The organism is Thermoactinomyces daqus (assembly GCF_000763315.1).
Taxonomy (GTDB): domain Bacteria; phylum Bacillota; class Bacilli; order Thermoactinomycetales; family Thermoactinomycetaceae; genus Thermoactinomyces_A; species Thermoactinomyces_A daqus.
On the sequence record NZ_JPST01000003.1, the window covers coordinates 188,182 to 204,388 of the forward strand.

General features: G+C 52.7%; 14 protein-coding genes and 1 pseudogene. 4 read left to right on the forward strand and 11 right to left on the reverse strand.

Annotation, left to right across the window (positions count from 1 at the left end; all coding sequences use genetic code 11):
• Positions 1-5 precede the first annotated feature (5 nt).
• The 11 genes and pseudogenes from JG50_RS17975 to JG50_RS0101385 form a co-directional block, all read right to left on the reverse strand.
• Positions 6-1,164 (reverse strand): annotated as a pseudogene (locus JG50_RS17975) (UxaA family hydrolase).
• Positions 1,154-1,462: a UxaA family hydrolase gene (locus tag JG50_RS0101340; protein WP_033099282.1), complete on the reverse strand. Its 309-nt coding sequence runs from the start codon at positions 1,460-1,462 to the stop codon at positions 1,154-1,156. Before JG50_RS0101340 ends, JG50_RS17975 begins: the two are co-directional and overlap by 11 nt.
• Before the next feature lie 15 nt (positions 1,463-1,477).
• A complete protein-coding gene (locus tag JG50_RS0101345) occupies positions 1,478-2,359 on the reverse strand; it encodes a fumarylacetoacetate hydrolase family protein (RefSeq protein ID WP_033099283.1) in 882 nt (293 codons plus the stop codon).
• 157 nt (positions 2,360-2,516) lie between these two features.
• A complete protein-coding gene (locus JG50_RS0101350; RefSeq protein WP_033099284.1) occupies positions 2,517-3,278 on the reverse strand; it encodes an IclR family transcriptional regulator in 762 nt (253 codons plus the stop codon).
• A 19-nt stretch (positions 3,279-3,297) separates the two neighbouring features.
• Positions 3,298-5,517, reverse strand: a complete 2,220-nt coding sequence (locus JG50_RS0101355; protein ID WP_033099285.1) for a dihydroxy-acid dehydratase domain-containing protein — start codon at positions 5,515-5,517, stop codon at positions 3,298-3,300.
• Positions 5,514-6,776: a nickel pincer cofactor-dependent isomerase, group 22 gene (locus JG50_RS0101360; RefSeq protein ID WP_033099286.1), complete on the reverse strand. Its 1,263-nt coding sequence runs from the start codon at positions 6,774-6,776 to the stop codon at positions 5,514-5,516. The genes JG50_RS0101355 and JG50_RS0101360 overlap by 4 nt, the downstream gene beginning before the upstream one ends.
• Positions 6,777-6,800: 24 nt before the next feature.
• The gene (locus tag JG50_RS0101365; RefSeq protein ID WP_033099287.1) at positions 6,801-7,808 is read right to left on the reverse strand and encodes a C-terminal binding protein; all 1,008 of its coding nucleotides are present in this window, start codon (positions 7,806-7,808) and stop codon (positions 6,801-6,803) included.
• Positions 7,809-8,096: 288 nt separating this feature from the next.
• The gene (locus tag JG50_RS17980) at positions 8,097-9,341 is read right to left on the reverse strand and encodes an MFS transporter (RefSeq protein ID WP_235281573.1); all 1,245 of its coding nucleotides are present in this window, start codon (positions 9,339-9,341) and stop codon (positions 8,097-8,099) included.
• 123 nt (positions 9,342-9,464) lie between these two features.
• Positions 9,465-10,313 carry a fumarylacetoacetate hydrolase family protein gene (locus tag JG50_RS0101375; RefSeq protein ID WP_033099288.1) on the reverse strand — a complete coding sequence of 283 codons (849 nt, stop codon included), beginning with the start codon at positions 10,311-10,313 and terminating at the stop codon, positions 9,465-9,467.
• Between the two features lie 44 nt (positions 10,314-10,357).
• The gene (locus JG50_RS0101380) at positions 10,358-11,128 is read right to left on the reverse strand and encodes an SDR family NAD(P)-dependent oxidoreductase (protein ID WP_033099289.1); all 771 of its coding nucleotides are present in this window, start codon (positions 11,126-11,128) and stop codon (positions 10,358-10,360) included.
• Position 11,129: 1 nt separating this feature from the next.
• A complete protein-coding gene (locus tag JG50_RS0101385) occupies positions 11,130-11,906 on the reverse strand; it encodes an IclR family transcriptional regulator (protein WP_033099290.1) in 777 nt (258 codons plus the stop codon).
• A gap of 318 nt (positions 11,907-12,224) precedes the next feature.
• On the opposite strand from JG50_RS0101385, the gene JG50_RS0101390 reads away from it, so the two are divergent.
• The 4 genes from JG50_RS0101390 to JG50_RS0101405 all read left to right on the forward strand — a co-directional run bounded on the left by JG50_RS0101390 (position 12,225) and on the right by JG50_RS0101405 (position 16,126).
• Positions 12,225-13,745 carry an ABC transporter substrate-binding protein gene (locus JG50_RS0101390; RefSeq protein WP_033099291.1) on the forward strand — a complete coding sequence of 507 codons (1,521 nt, stop codon included), beginning with the start codon at positions 12,225-12,227 and terminating at the stop codon, positions 13,743-13,745.
• A 12-nt stretch (positions 13,746-13,757) separates the two neighbouring features.
• Positions 13,758-14,711 carry an ABC transporter permease gene (locus tag JG50_RS0101395; RefSeq protein ID WP_033099292.1) on the forward strand — a complete coding sequence of 318 codons (954 nt, stop codon included), beginning with the start codon at positions 13,758-13,760 and terminating at the stop codon, positions 14,709-14,711.
• Position 14,712: 1 nt separating this feature from the next.
• Positions 14,713-15,615, forward strand: coding sequence for an ABC transporter permease (locus JG50_RS0101400; protein WP_081943643.1), 903 nt, complete (start codon positions 14,713-14,715; stop codon positions 15,613-15,615).
• Positions 15,616-15,676: 61 nt separating this feature from the next.
• The gene (locus JG50_RS0101405) at positions 15,677-16,126 is read left to right on the forward strand and encodes an Lrp/AsnC family transcriptional regulator (RefSeq protein WP_033099377.1); all 450 of its coding nucleotides are present in this window, start codon (positions 15,677-15,679) and stop codon (positions 16,124-16,126) included.
• Positions 16,127-16,207 lie beyond the last annotated feature (81 nt).

A 16,207-nucleotide genomic window follows, 5' to 3' on the forward strand; every position in this document is an offset into this window, starting at 1 on the left:
CGTTTTCAGAATGTGGGTCCGATCCGCCAAATTCCAAAGTCGTGCTGTTTCAAAATTTCCGCTTTCGTCAATTTCCCGGAAGCGACTCGGATCACTTCGTCAAAGATGCGATTTCCCACGGATTCAATCGTTTCCGTGCCATCGATGATCGTTCCGGCGTTCAGGTCCATGTTGTCGCTCATCTGTTCAAATATCGGGGTGTTGGTGGCGATTTTGATCACGGGCGCAATCGGGGAGCCGGTGGGTGTGCCCCTGCCGCTGGTGAACAGGACGATTTGTGCGCCGCCGGCCACCATCCCGGTCAGCTGCTCAATATCATGGCCCGGTGTATCCATCCAGACCAACCCTTTTTTGCTTGGGATCTCCGCATAATCAACCAGTTGCTGAAGTGTCCGGGAACCTGCTTTGGCAGCGGCCCCGAGCGATTTTTCCTCCAGGGTGGTAAGTCCTCCCCTGATATTGCCCGGGCTGGGGTTTCCCGTCCGAATGTCCACCCCCATCGCAAAAGCACGGCTTTCCATCGCCTGGATCACTTCGTAAACGCGTTTCTTCACTTTGTCGTCAGCGGCCCGCTCCGCCAGCAGGTGTTCGGCCCCGATCAACTCCGTCGTTTCCGCCAAAATGGCCGTTCCCCCGTGATCGGCGATCAAATCGCTGACAACGCCCACCGCCGGGTTGGCCGAAATTCCGGAACAGGCATCCGATCCCCCGCACTCCGTCCCGACAATCAATTCACTTAATCGGAGGGGTTCCCGATGCAAAGCAGACGCATCCTGCACCATTTTTGCGGCGATTTTTGCTCCCTGCGCGATTGCATCCAAAGTGCTGCCGTGATCCTGGATAGAAACGACTTCAACCGGTTTTCCGCTTTTGGCGATATCCTGGGCAATTTTCCGTGCCTGATGGGTTTCACAGCCGAGCCCCAACAACTCCGTAGACATTTGGATTTTTTCCCAAACCAGCATAAGTGCGAAAGGTTTGTTCATAATCGGCTCCCACCTGGGCACAACCGTGCTGGTGGATAAACGTCACCGTTCCCTGAACCAGCTCCGTGATCCGGTAAGCCGTCTGGGTGGCACATGTAATCGTCGGGAGGATCAACACATGATTGCGCACGCCTGCTTTTCCGTCCGGACGCCGATAGCCCCAAAATTCAGTTTGCATGGCCCATCCGATCCCCTCTCCCTCTTTTTCCTTCCACATTGTGGACATGCACATGTTCCCCGGCGGCAATCTCTGTGACGGCCGCTCCGATCACTTCGCCGTATTTGATCACATCTCCGCCGGCCGGAATCGCCCTGACGGCAAATTTGTGGCCAAACTCGATATCGCTCACGAGCTTTACCGTGACGCTCCAATCCCAGCATTGCACCTGAATCACCGTTCCTTTGGGAATGTTGCTCAATGCAACGGCAACATTATCCTGAGGCTTCATCATGACGGTTTTGTAAGCCGTTCCCATCGCCACGCCTCCTTTTTAACCGGCTGATCTCTTCACCGGATTGGAAAGTACGCCGATCCCGGAGATTTCAATCTCAATCCGGTCCCCGTCCGCCAAGGTAAAATCATCGGGCGGGACAATGCTGGTTCCCGTCAGCAGAACCGTTCCGTCAAAGATTTCATTATCCCTTTTCAAATAATCGACCAGCTCGGCAAATTTCCGTTTCAATTGGCTCGTATTGGCTGACCCTTCGACCACTTTTTGCCCGTTCCGGTAAATGCGGCAGGTAATTTCCATCCGGTAAGGATCCTCAACCGCTTCAGCCAGCAAAACAGCGGGGCCCAGGGAACAGGAATGGCGCCAGATCTTCGCCTGAGGGAGATAGAGCGGATTTTCGCCTTCAATATCCCGGCAGCTCATATCGTTGCCGATTGTATAGCCAAGAATCTCTCCTTTATGGTTAAGGACGAGACCCAGTTCCGGTTCAGGAATTTGCCAGTTGGAATCTCCCCGCAGATAAACCGGCTGATTCGGCCCCACCGTGCGCCTGGCGGTCGACTTGAAGAAGATTTCCGGCCGGACTGCATCGTACACTTTATCGTAAAAGGTGGTCTGATCCATTTTTCCGCCGGTTGCTTCATAGTTGCGGGCTTCTTTGCTCCGCTCATAGGTTACCCCTGCCGCCCAGACTTCCGGCGCATCCAGCGGCGTGATCAACTGGAGGCTTTCCAGATCCCGGGGCAAGGGAGCAGCTTTTTCAATCGAGTTCAAAATCAGACGCAGCGGAGTGGTTTGCTTTGCTTCCGCTTGATTGACCAGCTCGAGAAATCCGGCAAAGGGAAGCGGATAAACGCTGTCTTCCTCGGTTACTGCAGCGAGGACAGGAAGGGAATTCTCCAAAAATCGAATCACTCTCATGGTGCACAACTCCTTGGACAGGTGATGGCGTTGCTGTCAATGGTCGTCACAGGACGGGCCGCGGAGCCCCTTTTCCCCTCTGAGGGACTCCACTCCCTCCTGTTTTGCTTCACACTTTCATTCCGGGGGTATGACAATAAGACATGAAATTTTCCGTTCAGCAAAATCCGTAACCCATTTGTTCGGAAATCTTGCCGGCTGCGCTTTTCAAGCAATCCACGATTTGTTCGTCCGTTCCGTCATCGTGGGCCGAAACCGGAGTGGAGACGCTGATTGCCGCGATCACCTGTCTGGTGTGATCCCGGACGGGCACGGCCATGCATCTTACCCCGCGCTCATTTTCCTGATCATCCACGGCGTACCCTTTTTTGCGGACAGCGGCCAGCTCATTCAGAAATTCCGCTTCACAGGTAATGGTATTGGGCGTTTGCCGGGTATAAACATAGCCGTTGAGAATTTCCGCCAATTCCTGCTCTTGCTTGAAGGCGACCAGAACCTTCCCGACCGCGCTGGAATGAATGGGAACGCGGCGGCCGATGCGGGAGTACATGATCACTCCCGATGCCCCTTCGACTTTGTCAATATAAACCCCTTCCTTCCCGTCCAGAATGACCAGATGAACGGTGAGTCCCGTTTTCAGCGATAATTCCATCAGAAATTTCTTAGCGATATTGCGGAGATCCATCCCTTGCGAAACGAGATTTCCCCGCTCCATCAATTTAAGGCCAAGCCTGTATTTTCCGCTGTCCGGGTCTTGAATGATGTACCCGCGCGACTGAAGCGTTTTGAGCAAAGAATGAACCGTGCTTTTATGAAGACCGAGGCGCCTGCTGATTTCAGTGATTTTCAATTCGGTTTCGTATTCATCAAAGAGATCCAAAATTTGCAATGCGCGATCCACAGCCTGAATGATGGGCATAAGCACATTCACATCCAAATCAATTGTTCAGTTTTTTTGAAAGAAACAGGACATCCGTCCGGTAGTCGTGTTCAGCTTCTTCTGCAACGGCGACGGGGACGACTCCATACGCGGCATCGGTATGAGCGGACAACCGGTTGCTGGTGGCCACCAAACGCTGGCGCTGCCTGAGTTTCGCCCGTCTTTCTTCCCCCAATTGCCGGCGCTCCTTTGGAACAGAATCGAAAGCGAACGAAATTCGTCCCTCCATCAACGCGTCCGGATCGATAAATTGAATCTGCCTTCCACGTAAATCAAGGTAGAGAAGGTCGCCGGTTTGCAGGTAAAGAATCCCGCCTCCTTCAAGCGCTTCCGGTGTCATGTGACCGATGGCTGCACCATAGGTAACCCCGGAGTACCGGCCGTCGCTGATCAGCGTGACCAGCTTTTTCAACCGGCGGTTGGCGTTTATGTGCTGCATCGGGGTAAACATCTCCGGCATACCAAAGGCGACCGGACCCTGCCCGGCTATGACGATGGCGATTTTCAGAATCGCTTTATCAACCATGCGCGCAAACAGCTGATCATAGTCAAGCTCCGCGCAGCGATCGTACTCGCCCGGTGCATTCTGTTTCAATACCGCCAGCAGCCGCTCACGGGAAAACAGCCGTCCCTCGCAAATCCGCTCCAGCAACCGGGGGTCGAGCAAACTGCGGTTGGCATCGTCTTCATTTTCATAATAGAGAACAAAGGCCGCTTTGCAGTCAAATTCATCCAATTGGCTGCCGGTCATCCCGCTGATTTTCACTACAGCGCTTTCAAAAAAGTTTCCTTTCAGAACATCGACCCCGCTGAAAGAACGGCGCGGTTTGGAAAGGATGACGGGATTGTCGCTGACATTTGCCGCGGGGAGGCGATCATTGTCTTTCAGGCGCTCTCTCCAGCTTGTTCCGGTAACCGTGGGGGCGTCCAGATCCATCGGAACCCCGTTTTGCACCAGTTCATAAAACAGCGTTTCCATCCCGCGGATGCGTCCGCTGCAACACTGCATCGCCAGCGCGAAAATGTCTCTGCCTTCGGTCAGGCTGTAGTCGAATAAATCGGGAACCGGCACTTCCTGGTGAATGTGATTGAGATCCCATAAACTGAAACGATAGCCTCCGTAAAGCATGGCCGCAACCAAATGCATCATCAGGTTGGTTGAACCTCCGGAGGCGCTGTGAATACGAATCGCATTGCGGATATTGGCTCCCACGAGGTTAGCCACCCCGAAAGCCGGCTGATTGATCATGAGAGCCAACGCGTCAATCGCCTGATTGATCTTGTCCTGCCCGGGCGGTCCCGTCAATTGCTCGACCGCCGGATGGACTAGTCCCAGCCCGGCGACGAGGTGGCGTGAACTGTTTCCCGTACCGTTGAAGGCACAGATGCCCCCTTTGCTGTCACAGGTGTTCACAGCGAGTCGTTTCTCAAACTCCTTATGCTTCGCTTCCGAGATGATCCCCTTCTCCCTCGCTCGCAAAAAAATCCCCTGAAACGCCGTATTGGTGGTACATTGCAATATATAAGCCATCGTATCGCGCAAATCATCGGCAATATCCCGGGCCCCCGCTTTCTCGGCATCTTCTGTCAACCGCTCCAGCTCCGTCCGCAAATCGTCCGGAATCGTCCCGCCTTTCAAGACATGGGCCGGAGCAAAAGTGGCAAAAAACGGCGCTTCCCCGCGATTACGACGGAGGCGGTCGATATGGGCCAGGGCGCTGACGACACCGAGCGGCTGTTTGTCGCATCCCTGAATCACAAAAGCTCCGTGATAGCTGTGGGCTTCCAGTTGATTCACCACCATTTGCGCCACGGCATTCCGGCTTTGCAGGGAATAACTCATCCCGTAATTGCTTTGGGCTGTCCCGTCGCAGAGGACTGGCGTGGAAAAATAAAAGGGAATTCCGCCGTTTTGCCAAATGCGGATTGCTGCCAGCGCGGAGGTTTGGTAATCCATGATATGAGCCGGATGGTCGCTTGAACCGCCAATAATGGCGATGCGTGGCGCGTTCTCTTCCAGGCGGTCGTAAATTTCCTCCAACGTCCAGTCCGGCATCGTTCCCTCATACGAAGGGCCGAGAATCTGTTTGGCCCGATCCAGCAAAGCGGCCACAGTAATCGGCTCATTCGCCTTTCCCTGTACATTGTCCCGGTAAGGATTACTGTCGGCCTCTATTTTGGAAAACAACGGCAACCGGTTTCCCTCCCTGAAGTTCATGATCCGTCCAGTTGACTTTGAAGCGGTACGGGATCAGACAGAATATCAATCTCCGCCCGCTCTCGCGCCTCGTCAATCAATCCTTCGGAGATCCAAATCTCTTTCAGTTCCAATGTGTTTTTAATGCGGACAACGCGAACGTGATTCAGATCAAACGCGTTGCATGTCTTGATCGCCGCTTTGACCGCCAATTCTTCCGTTTCGAGAAACATCGGCATTTTCACTGTTTTCACGACCGTGCTTGTCAGGGCATTTGCGTATCCCTTCACCCAGTCAATCGCATCGAATACTTTTTTTGTGGTGATATCCGCAAGCCCGATGCCGTTGGCATTGCCGTGGGTCCGTTCAGTCAGATCCAAAACGACAATCCGCTTCACCTCGGGGCCGCCGCTGGCATAAGGAGTCGGATATCGCCCGGTGATATTGGGATCCATGCCGTCACCGGAAATGTCTTTGCCGATCTCATCGACGATCAGCACATCGATCGGATCAAACAGGATTTTGGGCATGAGCGCCTTTGCTTCGAGCAACAAACCCGGCTCCGTCTCTTCAAACTTCTCTCCGGGAACGGCGACGATTTTGGCCGGCCGGTCATACGCGTTTTCAATGGTGGCCAGCCCGAACAGCACCGGCACTTTTTTCAGAATTTCTCTCGCCATCGTCGGCACATGCTCGGCCATATACTTGAAGCCATAGGCATGTGCGGCTTCAGCCCCTTTTTGTTTTCCCAGGCCGATGGTGAGCATTTTCATCAATCCGCTTTCAACCGGGCCGCTAAAGGCGGTATGCGGTTTGATCCGGTTAATGACCACCACTTGCTCCGCCCCGTATGCATATTTGTCAATATAGATAGGAAGGCCGTTTGCCAATTTGCCAATTTCCACCACTTCCATACTGGAATGAATCGGCGCTCCGACGGATGGTTCGGTCACCCCCAACTGTTTCAGCACGTCAATCTGCCCTTCGGCAGTTGCTCCGCCATGGCTCCCCATCGCCGGGACGATGAAAGGCCGGCCCCCAACCGACTTGATTGCGGCGGCCACTTCTCTCACCAAGATGGGAAGGTCGGCAATTCCCCGGCTTCCGACGGCGATGGCCACCCGGTTGCCCGGAGCGATTTTCGTTAAGACGCCGGCTTCCTTGATCGTTTTTTGCACAGCCCCGGCCACGTCCACAACCTCGGGAGCGGGAAAATTTTGACGGACCCTCACCATCTTGGGAAGAGGATAGGGCCGGAGCAATTCCTCAATAACGTTCATGCGATCCCCTTCTTTAGTGAAGTATCAGTAAGCAAGCGCGTTCGGCTTAAGCTTGACCCGCTCTTTCACTTTCCGGTTAACCAGGTACTTTGGATACTCGCCTTTAAGCAGGACATCAGCCACGCCATGCGCCGCTTTTGAGCGCATCTCTTCCGCTGATTCCTCCGAATACCAGGCCATGTGAGGGGTAAGGGTTACTGATTTCATCGAGAGAAACGGATGGTCTGGCCGGATCGGTTCCTCCCCGGCCACATCAAGCGCTGCCCCGGCCAGGCTCCCTTCGCGCAGGGCTTCGATCAGTGCGTTTTCATCAACCACCGGACCGCGAGATGTATTGATGAGATAAGCCTCTTTTTTCATTTGCCTCAATTGCTCCCTGCCGATCAACCCTTTTGTCTCTGCCGTCAGCGGTGCATGGACGGAAACGAAATCGGACCGCCTGCACACTTCTTCGAGAGAGACCAGTGCAACACCGAGCGCTTCCGCCACCGGTTCCGGCACATAAGGATCATAAGCGATCACCCGGAGGCCGAGCGGCTTCACCTTCTCTGCCAATCTTTGCGGAATTTTGCCAAAGCCCACCAGGCCGAGCGTCCGGTTCTGCAGGCGGTAAACAGGCTGGGTCACCTTGAAATCCCACTTTCCTTGTTTCACACATGCGTCGGCCAGAGAGATTTTACGGGCTTTGTCTAAAATGAGGGCCAGCGTATGATCCGACACCTCGTCCACGCAGTAATCCGGCACATTGGCGACGCAAATGCCTCTCTCCGTTGCCGCATCGAGATCAATCGTGTTCACACCGACGCCGTAGCGGACAATCACTCTGCAGCGTTGAAGCTCACGAATCACTTTTCCGCTGATCGGCGCATATTGATTTAAGATCCCGTCGGCCTCCCGGCAAGCCCGAATCACCTCCTCCTCCGTTTTGCATTGGGCAGGAATCAATTCGATCTGTTCATGATCCAGCACTTTTTCTTCATAGCGCAGATCCTGATACTCCCAATCAGAAACGACCACTTTCCATTTGGGCAAATTCTCCACCCCATTCCGTCGTCAACGAGGATTTCTGCATTTGTTTTAGATTGTAAAACCCTGTTCTGATCCTTTCCTAAACAAAAGGGACATGACGCAATTCCTCACAATGTCCCAAAAACCCCTCATTCCCGCCTGGTTTTTACCAATAAAAAATACTTTCACCAAATTATAATATTCTATAAATTTATGTTATTATCTTTTATGATAATTGTCAATTAATTATGCGTGTCAACGCTTGCTTTTTCCTGTTGTCTGCTTTCTTTCCCCGGATCAATCGGTTCGATCTTACGGAGGCCAAACAGGTACGTGAGCGCACCGGCCATCGTAGCGGCCCCGGACACGAGCAGTGCAGGGATAAAAGAATGGGTGGTCGCAACAATCCATCCCGTAATGACTGGTCCCAAAATTCCTCCGAGATTGGACACGCAGTTTTGCAAGCCGCCAACGACCGATGTCATATTTCTCGGGGCAACATCCCCCGGCAGGGACCAGATGGCACAGGCGGCAAAAACCAGCCCGGCGTAGGAAACGGACAGCAACACAATGCACCAGACGGCGGAATCGACCAATCCGGCAAAAGCCCAGCAGCATTCCTCCAACGAGGTTGATTTTGCGGGCAACCGTGAGCGATACCCCTTTGGTATAAAGGTAGTCGGAAAACCATCCGCCGACCAGCTCGGCGACTAACCCCGTCAAAGGCGGAATCATCGCCACAAACCCCATCGTCAGCAATTTCATGTGACGCGCTTCGACCAGATACGTCGGAAACCAGGTAATAAAAAAATAGATCGCATAATTGAGCATGAAAAATCCGACGCACATCGCCCAGATATTGCGGTAGCGGAACAGTTGGTACCATTTGAGGGGTTGAACGCGGTCAATCCCTTCCTTTTTCACCTGTCCCTCGCGAATATAGGTGAGTTCCGCTTCGTTCACATACTTGTGCTTCTCCGGATCACGATAGTAAACCCACCAGATCGCCACCCAAACGAGCCCGATCAACCCGGATACAATGAAAGGAACTTCCCAGCCGAATTTGCTGAGCAACCATACAACCACCGGCATGGCCAGCGCCGTCCCCACTTTGGAACCGCTGTCAAAAATGGCCGAAACCCTTGCCCTTTCTTTATCCGGAAACCACTTGGCCGTAACCCCGGCATTACTCGGATAGGCACCGGCTTCACCGATTCCCATCAAAACCCTTGTCGTGATGAGCGACGCTGCGCCGCGTGTCAAAACCGTAGCCGCCGTGGCCAGCGACCACCAGGCAACCGCAACGGCCAGACTGATTCGTTGCCCCACCTTATCGGCAAACCATCCGGCCGGAATTTGAAAAAGTGCGTAAGTCCAAAAAAAGGATGACATGACAAGTCCCATCGTCTCCGCAGAAAGATGAAATTCCTTCATTAAGGTCGGCGCAGCGGCAGAGATATTGGTCCGATCCAAATAATTGATCGCAATCGCAGCCCACATCAGAATGGCTATATTCCAGCGAACCTTCGTCCTCTTCTGATTCTTGATGATTTTCAAAGGTAAACCTCCTTGCACAAGCAGGGTTTCGGAAAGCGTTTTCCTCCGGGGCGATGTACCGACGCCACCGCGGGCGCCGCCTGACCACCTCCTTTCCTTCCGGAATCAAAATACTGAAAACCTCTATATTTCCTGCTTCATGTAATTGGTGAGCCGGCCCAGTTTGTCAATCTCGATGACCACTTCATCCCCATCTTTTAACCAAACCTGTTTTTCTTTTGGATAACCGAGAATCACTCCCTCTGGCGTACCGGTGAAAATAATGTCCCCCGGGCTCAGCGTCATATGTTGCGAGATATAGCTGACAATTTCGCGGCAGGAAAAAATCATGTCTGAGGTATTGGAATTTTGACGGAGCTCGCCGTTTACATAAGTGCGAATTCCCAGGTTATCGGGATCTCCCACCTCGTCAGCGGTAACGAGATAGGGGCCGATGGGGCTGAATCCGTCACAACATTTGCCGAGCAGCCATTGATTTGTGCGAAATTGCAGATCGCGTGCCGAGACATCGTTGGCGGTGCAGTAACCGAAAACATAATCGAGTGCCTCCTCTTCGCTGACCCGTTTCGCCGTCTTGCCGATCACGATCGCCAGTTCAGCCTCATAATCCACCTGTTTGGAGTTGTGAGGAATGAGAATTTCATCCCGATCCGCAGCCAAGGTATTGGGGAATTTGTTAAACAAAATCGGCGTCTCCGGGATCGGCGAACCGGTTTCATCAGCATGTTTGCGGTAGTTGAGACCGACGCAAATCATTTTGCCCGGCTTCGGCAGACAAGGCCCCAAAGTTAATTCCTCTTCCTTCAGCCATTTGTCTTCCATTTCGCTTTTGGCCAATCGGTTCAGTTCCGCAAGAATAGCCTGTCCGCCGCTCACGATTTCCTCCACCGAATGCGGAACGGGAACAACGCCTTTATCCGTAACAATTCCGGTACGCAAACCTGTGCTCGTGCGGTATGTCAGCAGTTTCATCGCGCTCTCTCCTTTAGGTTTGTCCTTGAATGGATTCTGTCGGATTACGCCATTTTGCCGAAGACGACGCCGCCATCGACGTAGAGCGGTGAACCCATGATGAACCTCGATTCGTCGGAGGCGAGGAACAGAGCGGCTCTGGCCACATCTTCCGGTCTGCCCAATTCGCTGTTCAGCTGTCGCTTTTTAATTCCCTCCAACGCCTCTTCCGGATTTTCATACGAATGTTTCAAATAATCCTCGACGAACGGGGTGAGAATCGTTCCCGGCAACAGGGCATTGACACGGATCCCGTAAGGAGCGTAGTCGACTTGCATCGATTTGGTCAAAGCGAGAACCGCCCCTTTTGTTGCCGAATAAACCGCCCTTTTCATCAGACCGATCTCCGCGATGCAGGACGACATGTTGATAATGCAACCCTCTTTTCTTTGCATCATGTGCGGAATAACCGACTTGCTCGGCAGAAAAACGCCTTTGAGGTTTACATTGACAACCCGATCCCACATCTCTTCACTGGTCTCATGAACGGCTCCGACACCCGAGATCCCGGCATTGTTAAATAAAACATCGATTTGTCCATAGCGGTCAAGCGCTTTTTCCACCATCGTCTCCACTTCTGCCGCTTTGGTTACATCCGCCTGAAGAAATATCGCTTCCCCTCCCTGACGCTGAATTTCCTCCACCGTCTTCCGGCCCTGCACGGAAATATCGTTGACAATGACCTTGGCCCCTTCCCCGGCAAACAGAAGCGCAGTCGCTTTGCCGATGCCTGAACCGGAACCGGTGATGAGCACGACCTTTCCTTTTAGCCTCAACTCAGTTTCCTCCTTCAGAAAAAAATGAGAAACCGGCATGCAGCGATAACCGCCTGGCCAGACGGATAATTTCCGCCCTGGCCCTCTCCCTTTTTTTCTCCCAGCTCGCCTCACCCATCGCGAAGCTGACGGCTGCCTCGATCCGCCCCAGCTGATTGTAAATCGGGGCCGCAACACAATAAATTCCAATGACGGCTTCCTGCTCATCACAGGCACAGCCATCTTTTTGCACCTGGCGGGTTTGCTTCCACAGCAGCTCTGAATCAATGATCGTATACGGAGTAACCGATTTCAGGCTGGCGGACGGAAACAGACGGCAAAACTGTTCACGGTTCAACCGGGATAACATCGCTTTGCCCAAAGCAGTCGCATGAGCGGGAAAACGCATTCCCGGACTTGTCACCAACTGCACCGGAGAACGCGATTCCTCTTTCGCCAGATACAGAATATGGTCATCATCCAAAACGGCGAGCTGGACCGTTTCTTTGACCCGCTCAACCGCGGCGGCCGCCTCCCGGTAAAAGACTTGCACGAGATCAAATTGCTGAAAATAAGCGGCGGCCAGCGCTCCCAGGGCAGGGCCGAGCGCATACGTCTCCTTTTTGTCTTTTTGTACCCAACCCAGCTGTTCCATCGTTCGGAGAAGCACAAACATCGAACTCTTATTCACGTGAAAACGGTTCGCCAAGTCAATCAGACGGTACTTCGACGGCTCACGGGCAAGCACTTCCAAGACGGCATGTGCCCGTTCAATGGCCGGAACCCGATACTTTGTCATTAGTTCACTCTTCTTCGTAAACAGGATTAATTGATTTATAATCCTTCATCTTAAATTTGTAAACAGTCTTGGTTTATTATATTAAACTATGTTTATATTTCATTATATAGAATATAACAAATATTTTGTACAAATACAATGATGATTCATGAGCATTCATTCACATTAACCATATAATCACTTATCATTTTAAACAAAATGTTCATTAAATAATAAATCTTCATTGATTTATGAAATAGATTCATTATATAGTAATACAAAACGAAAGAATCATGAAATCATCCCTTACCATATGAACAAACTAGGGGAGGCTGAATCGTGAAAAAATCATGGTTGATCGCATTCATTTTGCTGCTGGGCAGTTCTCTGCTTCTCGGGGGCTGCAACGGCCAACAGGCAGGAACAGACCGGGATGAAGATACGATCAATATCTCGCTGAATGCCGATCCGCCGAAGCTGGACCCGGCCTATTCCAGCGCTTTAGTCGACAGAATGGTGTTTCAAAGCATTTTTGACAAGCTGGTTGATCTGGATCAACACGGAAATATCGTGCCGATGCTGGCAGAAAAGCGGGAAATTTCGCCTGATGACAAAACCTTTATCTTTCATCTGCGAAAGGGAGTCAAATTTCAGGATGGCACGGACTTTAATGCCGAGGCGGTAAAATTCAACTTTGCGCGTTACATGCAACCGGATTCCGTACGCAGAAACGAACTGAAACTGGTCGATCATGTCACCGCACTCGACCCGTATACGGTGAAAGTACAGCTCAAGCAGCCTTTCGCGCCATTTTTGGCAGTGTTGACGGATCGCGCCGGCATGATGGTCTCCCCCGCTGCCGTGCAAAAAGAGGGGAAAAACTTCATGAATCATCCCGTGGGAACCGGCCCGTTTCTCTATAAAAGCCGCATCAAAGGCTCGACCATCGTTTTGGAAAAGAATCCCCATTACTGGCGAAAAGGCCTGCCGAAGGTAAACAGAGTGGTCTACAAGGTGATTGTCGATCCGAACGTCGCCTTGATGAACCTCCGCAGCGGAGATGTGGACATCACCAACAAATTTCCTCCCAGGGAAATCGGCCGGATCATCAACGATGCCCAAGTAAGGGTGATAAATCATGAGTCGGAGGGATATCAGGGATTTCACTTGAACATGGCGAAACCTCCCTTCAATAAAAAGGAACTCCGGCAAGCGGTCGATCTCCTGATAAATCGCGAGGCCATCGCCAAAGTCGTATTCGGGCCCGCCGGTTCTCCCGCCTACTCACCGTTCGTTCCAAGCCACTTTGCCTATAACCCCGATGACCGACCGGAAACGCCCAATGTAAAAAAAGCAAAGGAACTGCTGGAGAAGGCGGGAATGAAAAACGGATTTACCTTTACCTTGAAGATTCCGACCACCCCCGCCGGCCAACAGGTGGGGCAAATGATCCAAAATATGTTGAGACCGGCTGGTATTCATGTCCAGCTGGAAAAGGTGGAATTCGGAACCATGATCGAGCAGGCGGAGACCGGAAATATGCAGGCTGTCGCACTCGGCTGGAGCGGACGCCCCGACCCGGATTTAAATATTTACGATTTCCTCGCTTCAACCGGTTCGCAAAACTATTCGCATTACAGCAATCCGCAAGTGGACAGGCTGCTCATCGACGCACGCCGTGAGATGGATCAATCAAAGCGGAAAGCGATATATGACCGGATCATGAAAATCGTGCATGAAGATGTTCCCTATGTTTATCTCTACAACGAACATGACGTGTCCGGCCTGTCGAAGAATGTGCAAGGCTTTCAATATATTCCCGACGGTCTGATCCGTACGGCGGAACTCAGCAAAAAATAAAGGAGGAAAAACATAGCCATCATCATCAGGCGCCTGTTGCTCGCCATCCCTGTCGTTTTCCTCGTCACCCTCATGGTCTTCTCCTTGATGCACATGCTCCCCGGTGATCCGGCAACCGTCATTCTCGGCCAGGAAGCCACCCCGGAAGCAGTGGCCGCTCTCCGGGCTGAACTGGGTTTGAACAAGCCCCTCCCGGTTCAGTACTTCGATTGGTTGTCCGGAGTCCTGCACGGCAATCTGGGCAACTCTCTCGTCGACCATACCCCGGTTGCCCAGTTGATCATGGAGCGGTTGCCCGCCACGATCGAACTGACGCTCGGCACCTTTATCGTCGCGACCCTGATCGCCGTTCCGGCCGGAATCCTGTCCGCAGTGCGTCCGCGCAGCCTGACCGATTATTCGGGCACTTTGTTTGCCCTGTGCGGCATGTCGGTTCCCCATTTCTGGCTCGGCATGATGCTGATTATTTTGTTCGCCGTCAAGTTGGGCTGGGTGCCTGCATCCGGTTACGTTCCATTTTTTGATGATCCCCTGGGAAATCTCTCCGCGATGATCCTGCCCATCATCGCCACCGGCCTGCGTGAATCGGCCGTTCTCATGCGGATGATGCGCAGCAGTCTGCTGGAAGCGCTTCAAGCCGACTACATTCGCACCGCTTATGCGAAGGGATTGAAAGAAAGGTTGGTCATTCTCCGCCATGCGCTGAAAAACGCCCTGGTTCCCGTCGTCACGACGAGCGGCTTGGTTGTCGCCGGGCTCCTCGGGGGCCTGGTCATTACGGAATCGATCTTCTCGATCCCCGGCTTCGGCAAGCTGATCGTCGATTCGATATTCAACCGCGATTTTGTCACGGTGCAAGGAGCGGTTCTCGTTTCAGCCTTGCTGATTGTGCTGATCAATCTGTTGGTCGACATTCTCCATTTCATCATCGACCCGCGGATAAAGTCGGGAAAGGAGGTTGGATAAGATGAGCCGGACAGCTGCCGATTCGGTGCCAACACCCGATCAGACCCAAACGCGCCGGGAAAGTCAGTGGGAAGACTTTTTTCGCCGCTTTGCCCGAAACAAACTGGCCGTTGCGGGAGCGGTCATTTTTGTCTTCCTGATCCTTACGGCCGTCTTTGCCCCATGGATCTCCACCCACGATCCGATTTATGACCAGGATTACTCCGCCATTCTGCAAAGTCCGGGGCACAATCATCTCCTCGGCACGGATGATCTCGGCCGTGACACCTTCTCCAGACTCGTCTACGGGGCCCGCCTTTCGCTGGAAGCCGCCGTTGTCTCCGTGGGAATCGCTCTGGTGATCGGAGTTCCGATCGGTCTGGTATGCGGATATTTCCGCGGTTTTTGGGATGAATGGATTGTCATGCGCATTGTCGATGCAATGCAGGCATTTCCGTCCCTCATCCTCGCCTTGGCCATGGCCGCTGTGCTTGGAGGCGGATTTGGCAATGCCATCATCGCGATCGGGATCGGTTTTATCCCTTCATTTGTCCGCATCACCCGTTCCCAGGTCATGTCCGTGACCAACCAGGAATTCGTCCAGGCCGCCCGGGCCGTCGGGGCAAACGATTGGCGCATCATGTTTCTGCACGTATTGCCCAATTCCCTGGCACCGATTCTGGTACAAACCACTTTGGCAATGGCTTCGGCCATTATCGCGGAAGCAGGTTTGTCCTATCTGGGGCTTGGCGCCAAACCGGAAGAGCCCAGCTGGGGGTCCATGCTCAATGTCGCCCAAGGGTACTTGACGATCGATCCGTTGCTGGCTTTTTGGCCGGGGCTGGCCATTTTCCTGGTGGTGCTCGGCTTCAATCTGCTCGGCGACGGCATCCGCGAAGTATTGGACCCCAAATTGGATCGTTAACGAAAAGCCGGGAGGGATAAGGTTGGCACAGCAAAACGGGGATGAAAATCAGTTTCCTCCGATGAAAATCGACGAGACAGACAGGAAAATCCTGGAGTTATTGCTGCAAAACAGCCGGATTTCCTACACGGATCTGGGAAAACAGATCAATCTTTCCCGCGTGGCTGTTCAGTCCCGCATTCAGGCCTTGATCGAATCCGGGGTAATCGAACGCTTTACCGCGGTAATCAATCCCGTTAAAGTGGGCATCACCGTCTCGGCATTTTTTAATATCGATGTGAAGCCCGATGATCTGGAAAAGGTAGCCGAAGACCTGGCAAAGGAACCAGCTGTCACCAGCCTCTATCATATGACCGGGCCGAGCACACTTCACATGCACGGGATTTTTTCCGATCACCGGGAAATGGAAAAATTTCTGCTGGAAACCTTGTACAAAATGCCCGGAATCTTGCGGGTTGAAACTCAGATGCTGTTAAAACGATACAAAAGCAGGATGGGGATGAAATTGTGAGAGATGAAGATGTCAAGGCCCTCGCTCCCGCCGATACGCAGTCCGGCCCGATCGGAATTTGAAGATCCATCGCTTTTCCCT